Origin of the sequence: Nonomuraea antimicrobica (genome assembly GCF_039536965.1) — a bacterium.
GTDB lineage: Bacteria > Actinomycetota > Actinomycetes > Streptosporangiales > Streptosporangiaceae > Nonomuraea > Nonomuraea antimicrobica.
This window is the reverse complement of sequence record NZ_BAAAZP010000035.1, coordinates 1-6805: the sequence shown is the minus strand read 5'-3', so window position 1 is coordinate 6805 and position 6805 is coordinate 1. Positions and strand designations below refer to the sequence as shown.

The 6805-nt window shown below is 74.7% G+C and carries 8 protein-coding genes; all 8 read left to right on the top strand.

What is annotated here, in order from left to right:
• A partial coding sequence (gene phnE / locus ABD844_RS10815; protein ID WP_344875589.1) for a phosphonate ABC transporter, permease protein PhnE occupies positions 1 to 1646 on the top strand: 1646 nt, incomplete at its 5' end.
• A gap of 71 nt (positions 1647 to 1717) precedes the next feature.
• Positions 1718 to 2437 (top strand): GntR family transcriptional regulator, encoded by a 720-nt coding sequence (locus ABD844_RS10810; RefSeq protein WP_344875587.1) that lies wholly within the window; start codon positions 1718 to 1720, stop codon positions 2435 to 2437.
• Entirely contained in the window at positions 2434 to 2874 is a 441-nt protein-coding gene (gene phnG, locus ABD844_RS10805; RefSeq protein ID WP_344875585.1) for a phosphonate C-P lyase system protein PhnG, read from the top strand. Before ABD844_RS10810 ends, phnG begins: the two co-directional genes overlap by 4 nt.
• Positions 2871 to 3617: a phosphonate C-P lyase system protein PhnH gene (gene phnH / locus ABD844_RS10800; RefSeq protein ID WP_344875583.1), complete on the top strand. Its 747-nt coding sequence runs from the start codon at positions 2871 to 2873 to the stop codon at positions 3615 to 3617. The genes phnG and phnH overlap by 4 nt, the downstream gene beginning before the upstream one ends.
• Positions 3618 to 4748 (top strand): carbon-phosphorus lyase complex subunit PhnI, encoded by a 1131-nt coding sequence (locus tag ABD844_RS10795; RefSeq protein ID WP_344875581.1) that lies wholly within the window; start codon positions 3618 to 3620, stop codon positions 4746 to 4748.
• Positions 4745 to 5602, top strand: coding sequence for an alpha-D-ribose 1-methylphosphonate 5-phosphate C-P-lyase PhnJ (locus ABD844_RS10790; protein WP_344875579.1), 858 nt, complete (start codon positions 4745 to 4747; stop codon positions 5600 to 5602). Before ABD844_RS10795 ends, ABD844_RS10790 begins: the two co-directional genes overlap by 4 nt.
• Positions 5599 to 6435: an ATP-binding cassette domain-containing protein gene (locus ABD844_RS10785; RefSeq protein WP_344875577.1), complete on the top strand. Its 837-nt coding sequence runs from the start codon at positions 5599 to 5601 to the stop codon at positions 6433 to 6435. The genes ABD844_RS10790 and ABD844_RS10785 overlap by 4 nt, the downstream gene beginning before the upstream one ends.
• On the top strand, positions 6432 to 6805 hold a 374-nt coding region (locus ABD844_RS10780), incomplete at its 3' end, for an ATP-binding cassette domain-containing protein (RefSeq protein ID WP_344875575.1). The genes ABD844_RS10785 and ABD844_RS10780, both read left to right, overlap by 4 nt.

Genomic DNA, 6805 nt, shown 5'->3' with positions numbered 1-6805 from the left:
GCGGCGAGGGCGGCCCCGGCGGGGCACGCCCGTACGGACGGCCGCCGCGCAGCGCCCGGCGCGTGGCGGCCTGGACGTTCCCCGTCGTCTCCGTGACGCTCGGGATCGTCGCCCTCGATCACCTGGGCGTCGGAATCGGCGGGCTGGTCGGCGGGTTCGGCGAGGTCGCCGGGCTGCTGGCCAGGGCCTGGCCGCCGACGCTCAGCGACCCCGCCACGACCTTCGCCCACGTGCTCGACACCCTCTGGATGGCCTGCGCCGGCACCGCGCTGGCGACGGTGCTGGCCGCCGTCCTCGGCGTGCTGGCCGCCGACAGGGGAGGGCCCGCGGTGGCGTCCAGGACGGCGCGGGTCGTCAGGTCGGCCGCGCTGAGCGTGATCGTCGCCTGCCGGGCCGTTCCCGACGTCGTGTTCGCCGTCTTCTTCGTGGCCGCGATCGGCATCGGGCCGCTGCCCGGCGTGCTGGCGCTCGGCCTGCACTCCGTGGGCATGCTGGGCAAACTGTTCGCCGAGGCGGTCGAGCAGGCGGACACCGGCGTGCGCGAGGCCGTCGCGGGCACCGGCGCCGGGCCGCTCCAGCGGCTGCTGGCCGGCGTGCTGCCGCAGGTGGCGCCGTCCTGGGTGGCGGCCATCCTCTACCGGCTGGACATCAACTTCCGCGGCTCCGTGCTGCTCGGGGCCGTCGGCGCGGGCGGCATCGGGCTGGACCTGAAGACCGCGTTCGGGTTCACCGACTACCGGGAGGCCACCGGGATCGCGCTGGTGACGGTGGCGGTCGTGCTGCTCGTCGAGGCGGTCTCGGTGTCGCTGCGCGGGCAGCTCCTGGGCGCGGGGCGCGGCGGGGCCGTGCCTCCCGTACGGGGGGAGCGGGTGCCGTGGACCCGGTCGAGGCTCGCCGCGCACCTGGCCGGCTGGTGCGCGGTGGCGCTCGCCGCGGTGGCGTTCTGGCGGGTCGGCGCGAGCCCCGCGGCGCTGGCCGAGGCGGCCGGGGGTTCCGTACGGGCGCTCGGCGACTTCTTCCCGCCCGACTTCGCCCCGGTCGCGGATCTCTTGGGCGAGGGCCTGCTGGAGACGGGCGCGATCGCGCTCGGGGCCACGTTCCTCGGCACGCTGGCAGGGATCCCGCTCGGCCTGATCGCCGCCCGCGCCGTCGCCCCCAACGACGCGGTACGCCTGACCGCCCGCACCTTCCTCGTCGGCCTGCGCTCCATCCCCGACCTGCTGCTGGTGCTGGTCTTCGTGGCCGCCTTCGGCCTCATGGACGGCCCTGTCGCCGGGACCCTGGCGCTGGCCGTCTTCACCACCGCCCTGGTCGCCAAGCTCGTCGCCGACGACGCCGAGGAACTGCGCAGAGGGCCGCGCGAGGCCGTGCTGTCGGCCGGGGCGGGCCCCGTACAGGAGCTGACCGTGGCCGTGCTCGGCCAGCTCACCCCGCGCCTGGCCGCCACCACCCTGTACGCGCTCGACGTCAACCTGCGGGCCTTCTTCATCCTCGGCATCGTGGGGGCGGGGGAGCTGGGGTTCGCGCTCAGCCAGCACATCAGGGCGCTCAACCACGACGTGGTCACCGCGATCGTACTGCCGGTGTTCGTGCTGGTCCTGGCCGTGGAGGCGATCTCGGCCCGGCTCAGATCCGTCCTGCGTTGATGTCCTGTGCGCTTGTGCGGCGTCGCCTGTCGTTCACCTCTCGGTCAGGAACGCCGCCAAGGCTGCTTGTCATGACAAGCTCGCAGCGCTACCTGGAGATGGCCGACATCCTGGAGGCGGAGCTGGCCCACGTGCCCGTGGGCGCGCAGGTCCCCAGCGAGCACGTGCTGGCCGACCGGTTCCACGTCAGCAGGCCCGCCGCCCGCGCGGCCCTGCAGGAGCTGGAACGGCGGCTGCTGGTGCGCCGCGTCCAGGGTGTCGGCACCTTCAGGCGCGGGCGCGTGGAGTACGTGATCTCCGCCCACGTCCCGCCCTCGTTCAGCGAGACCGTGCGGCTGGCGGGCGCCGAACCCGGCGCGCGCCTGGTGAGCTGCGGCGCGCGGCGCGCGGTCGAGCAGGAGCGTTCCCGGCTCGGGCTGTCCGCGGGCGCGGCCGTGTGGTCGGTCGAGCGCGTGTTCAGCGTGAACGGCGAGGTCGCCGCGTACGCCACCAGCGTCCTGCCCCGGCGGCCCCTGCTGAACCTGGACAGGGAGCTGGGCGACGAGGTCTCCCTGCACAAGGTCCTGCGCCGCCGCTACGGGCTCAACGTCGTCCGTGCCCGCTACCGGATCAGCCTCGACGTGCCCCCGCAGGGCATCGCCGAGCACCTGACCGGCGGCAGCCGCGGCCCCGTCTGGCTGGCCGAGAGCGTGAACCGCGCCACCGGCGGCCCGTACGTCGAGTACGCCCGCACGTACCTGCGGCCCGACGTGCTCGACGTCACCTTCGAGATCGAAGAGGAAACGCCTTGACCGACCTGATGACCAGGGAGGAACGCGCCGGGCTGCTGGCCGCCGCGACCCCCGACGAACTGCTGCCACTCGCCGAGCGCCTGCTCCGGTCCGGCGACCTGGGCGAGCCGACCGTGCTGCACCCGCCGGAGGTCGGCATGGTGATGCTCACCGTGCGCGAACCGGTGGCCGAGGAGCGCTTCCACCTGGGCGAGGTGCTGGTCACCTCGTGCACCGTCGAGGTGGCGGGGGCGGCCGGGTGGTGCATGCGCGGCGGCGACGACCGGGTGGCGGCGCTGGCCGCCGCCCTCCTGGACGCCGCCGCCGCGGCCGGACTGCCCGCCGCCGGAGACGTACGCGCCCTGTGCGAGGCCGTCGCCGAGCGCCGGGCCAGGGAGGACGCCGCCGAGTGGGCCGAGGTTTCCCGGACCCGCGTGGCCTTCGAGGAGCTGACGTGACCGTCACCGCCGTCCAGGGGATCGGCGCCCAGGTCCGCGCGGTGACGCCGACCGCGGCGCGGGCGCAGGCCGACTTCCGCGCCCTGCTGAACGTCCTGTCCAGGCCCGGCGTGCTGGACGCCGTCGGGTCCGGCGACGGGCCCGCGGCGCTGTCCGTGGCGGCCGGGCTGGCCGACGTCGAGGTGCCGACGGCCGTGCTGACCGCGCCGGGGGAGGAGCACTGGGCCCGGGCCCTGCACCTGGCGACCTCCGCGCCGGTGGCCCCGCCTCGGGAGGCGCGCATGGTGGTCGCGCTGCGCGCCCCGACGGCCGCCGAGATCGCCGGGCTGCCCAGGGGCGACGCCCTGCACCCCGAGCACGGCACGCGCCTGATCGCCGCCGTCGCCGGTCTCGCCGTCGCCGGTCCCTCGGAGGCCGGTCTCTCAGAGTCCGCTCTCTCAGAGTCCGCTCTCTCGGAGGCCGGTCTCTTGGACGCCGGTCTCGCGGTCGCCGACGGGGACGTCCCCGGTGATCGGCTCTCGGGCGCGGAGGGGCCCGAGACCGTCCTGACGCTCAGCGGTCCCGGGGTGCCGGGCACCCGGCGGCTGCGGGTCGCGGGCCTGCACCGCGACGTCTTCGCCGCCCTCGCCGCCGCCAACGCGGCCTTCCCCGCCGGGATCGACACCTTCCTCGTCGCCAGGGACGGGACCGTCGCCGGGCTGCCGCGCAGCACCCGCATCGAGATCGAGAACGGAGAGCACTGAATGGGGTACTCAGGTGCCAGCGGCGGCCACGAGGCCATCCTGGCGGCCGAGGAGCTCGTCGAACGCCGCCGCTACGGCGGGCCCAGCGACTGGCTCGGGATCGACCAGATCACCGAGCGGCTGCGGCTGGCCGTGGACCGGATCATGGGCGAGGGCGGCCTGTGGGCCCCCGAGCTGGCGGCCAGGGCCCTGCGCCAGTCGGAGGGCGACGTTCAGGAGGCGGCCCAGCTCATCCGGGCACACCGCTCGACGCTGCCCAGGGTGGCCTACTCCGAGCCGGTGCACGCCGACGAGCTGAAGATCTCGCGCCGCATCTCGCCCGCCTTCCGCAACCCGCCAGGCAGCCAGCTCCTCGGCCGCACGCTCGACTACGTGGGCCGCCTGCTCGACCTCATGCCGGAGGACCAGGCCAAGGCCCGCCTCCAGGACCAGCAGCCGGACCACGAGCACGACCACGACCACGAGCACCCACACGGGCATGGCCACGGCCACGGGCACGCGAACGGCGACGACCCGAGGCGCCCGCCGCGCCTGCTCCGCCTCCTGCGCTCCATGGACCTGCTGGTCGACAGGACGACGGACGCCGACCCCGAGCCGTACGACATCACCCGCTCCCCCGTCCGCCCCGGCATCCCGCGCTCGGCCCGCCTGACCGCGATGGCCAGGGCCGAGACCGGCGCCCTGGTGCACCTGTGGTACTCGCACACGTTCCGGCCCGGCCGCCACAACCACGAGTTCCCCGGCGAGGTCCGCCACGGCACCCTCCCCGTCAGGGTCCGCCACCCGCTCACCGGCGCCCCGGTCACCGTGACCGAGGTACGGGTGACCGAGGTCGAGACCATCGACGACCTCGACCGGGCCGAGGAGGACCGCAGCCGCCTCGACATGGGCTACGGCATGTGCTTCGGCCACAACGAACGCAAGGCCATCGCCATGGCCGGGCTCGACCTGCTGGTCCACCGCGACGGCGGCCGTACGGAGCTGGAGCAGGAGGTCCTGCTGACCCTCGACGGCATCGAGGCGTCCGGCTTCCTGGAGCACCTCAAGCTGCCCCACTACGTGGACTTCCGTTCGGTGCTGGACCGCAAGCGGGCGGTACGCGCCGCCTTGGAGGAGGCGACCGCCCGATGAGGACGATCACGGACCTCGCCGGCGACGGCGGCCCCAGGGGCATCTTCGACGAGCTGTCCAAGCGCGAGGTCCGCCGCGCCGCGCTCACCGCCGTGGCCGTGCCGGGGTACCAGGTGCCGTTCGGCTCGCGCGAGATGCCGGTCGCCCGCGGCTGGGGCTCGGGCGGGCTGCAGGTGACGCTGGCCCTCGTCGGCCCCGGCGACCGGCTCAAGGTCATCGACCAGGGCGAGGACGGCGGCGTGAACGCCTCCAACCTGCGCCGCCTGGTCGTGGGCCACGTCGGCTGCGCGGAGGAGAGCGACACCCGCGAGGCCAGCCTGATCCAGTCCAGGCACCGAATCCCCGAGACGCCGCTGCGCGCCGACCAGGTGCTCGTGCTGCAGGTGCCCGTGCCGGAGCCGCTGCGCGCGGTCGAGCACGACGTACGCGAGCAGCGCAGGATGCACGCCGAGGCCGACTATTCGCGCATGTGGGTCGGCCTGTACGAGGACGTCGTCCGCAACGGCGTCGTCACCAAGACGGCCGGCTACCCCTGCATGGTCGACGGCCGCTACCTGATCTCCCCCACCCCGATCCCCAGGTTCGACGTGCCCAAGCTGGACCGGGCCGAGCATCTGACGCTGTTCGGGGCGGGACGGGAGAAGCGGATCTACGCGGTGCCGCCGCACACCGTGGTGGAGCCGCTGGTGTTCGAGGACATCCCGTTCGAGGTCGAGAGCACGCCGGGCGCGGCCTGCCGGCACTGCGGCTCGGAGGGGTCGTACCTGGTGGAGGTGCCGTCCATGGACGGCTCCGTGGCCTGGGTGTGCAGCGACACGGACTTCTGCGCGCGTAACAGGGAGGGGGATCAATGAGCTGGGCGTTGAAGGTGGAGGACCTCGGCAGGGTCTACGGCGACCCTGGGCCGCGGTCGCTGCCCGGCACCGGCCCCGAGCACGGCACCTCGGTCTCGCCCGCGACCGGCGCCGTCGTGGCGGCCTGGGACGTCGGTTTCGAGGTGGAGCCGGGCGAGGCGCTGGGCATCGTCGGCGAGTCGGGCTCGGGCAAGTCCACGGTCATGCGCTGCGTGGCCGGTGACGAGCGGCCCAGCCGGGGCAGCGCGTACCTGCGCGGCTACGACGACGGGCGGACCGACGTGCTGGCCCTCGGCGACGGCGAGCGGCGGCGGCTGCGCATCGACCGGGTCTCCGTCGTCTACCAGGACCCGGCCGCCGGGCTCGACCTGGACACGAGCGCGGGCGGCAACATCGCCGAGCGCCTGACCGCCGCGGGCGGCCGGCACTTCGGCCGCATCCGGGAGCGGGCCGCCGAACTGCTGGAGCTGACCGAGGTGCCGCTGTCGCGCATGGACGACCCCGTGCGGACGTTCTCCGGCGGCATGCGCCAGCGCGTGCAGATCGCCAAGGCGCTGGCCAACCGCCCGCCCGTGCTGCTGCTCGACGAGCCCACCACCGGACTGGACGCCTCGGTCGCGGCCGGCGTGCTCGACCTGCTCCGCAACCTGCTCGAACGGCTCGGCGTCGCCGCCGTGGTCGTCTCCCACGACTTCGGCGTCATCGAGATGCTGACCAGGAGGGTGATGGTGATGCAACACGGCCGCGTCGTCGAGACGGGCCTGACCGACCAGCTCTTGGAGGACCCGCAGCACCCCTACAGCCAGCGGCTGGTGGCGGCGGCGCGCGGATGAACGTTCTGGAGATCAGGGGACTGGTCAAGTCGTTCACCCTGCACACGATCGACGGCCGCACCGTGGGCGCGCTGCACGGCGTGGACCTGGACGTGGCCGCCGGCGAGCACGTCGCGCTGGCCGGTTCGTCCGGGGCGGGCAAGTCGTCGCTGCTGCGCTGCGTCCACCGTACGTACGTGCCGACGGCCGGGCGGATCCTGCTGCGTACGTCGTCGGGGAGCACCGTGGACCTGGCGGCGCTGCCCGACGCGCAGGTCGCCGACCTGCGCGGCCGGGAGCTGGGCTACGTCTCGCAGTTCCTGCGGGCCGAGCCGCGCAGGGCCGTGCTGGACGTCGTGGCGCGCGCCGGGGCCGCCCGCGGCCTGGACGC

What these genes read in the sequence shown, in the direction of transcription:
- ABD844_RS10795 (WP_344875581.1), top strand. Translation starts at nt 3,618, where the DNA reads ATGGGGTACTCAGGTGCCAGCGGCGGCCACGAGGCCATCCTGGCGGCC.
- ABD844_RS10785 (WP_344875577.1), top strand. Translation starts at nt 5,599, where the DNA reads ATGAGCTGGGCGTTGAAGGTGGAGGACCTCGGCAGGGTCTACGGCGAC.
- ABD844_RS10790 (WP_344875579.1), top strand. Translation starts at nt 4,745, where the DNA reads ATGAGGACGATCACGGACCTCGCCGGCGACGGCGGCCCCAGGGGCATC.
- ABD844_RS10810 (WP_344875587.1), top strand. Translation starts at nt 1,718, where the DNA reads ATGACAAGCTCGCAGCGCTACCTGGAGATGGCCGACATCCTGGAGGCG.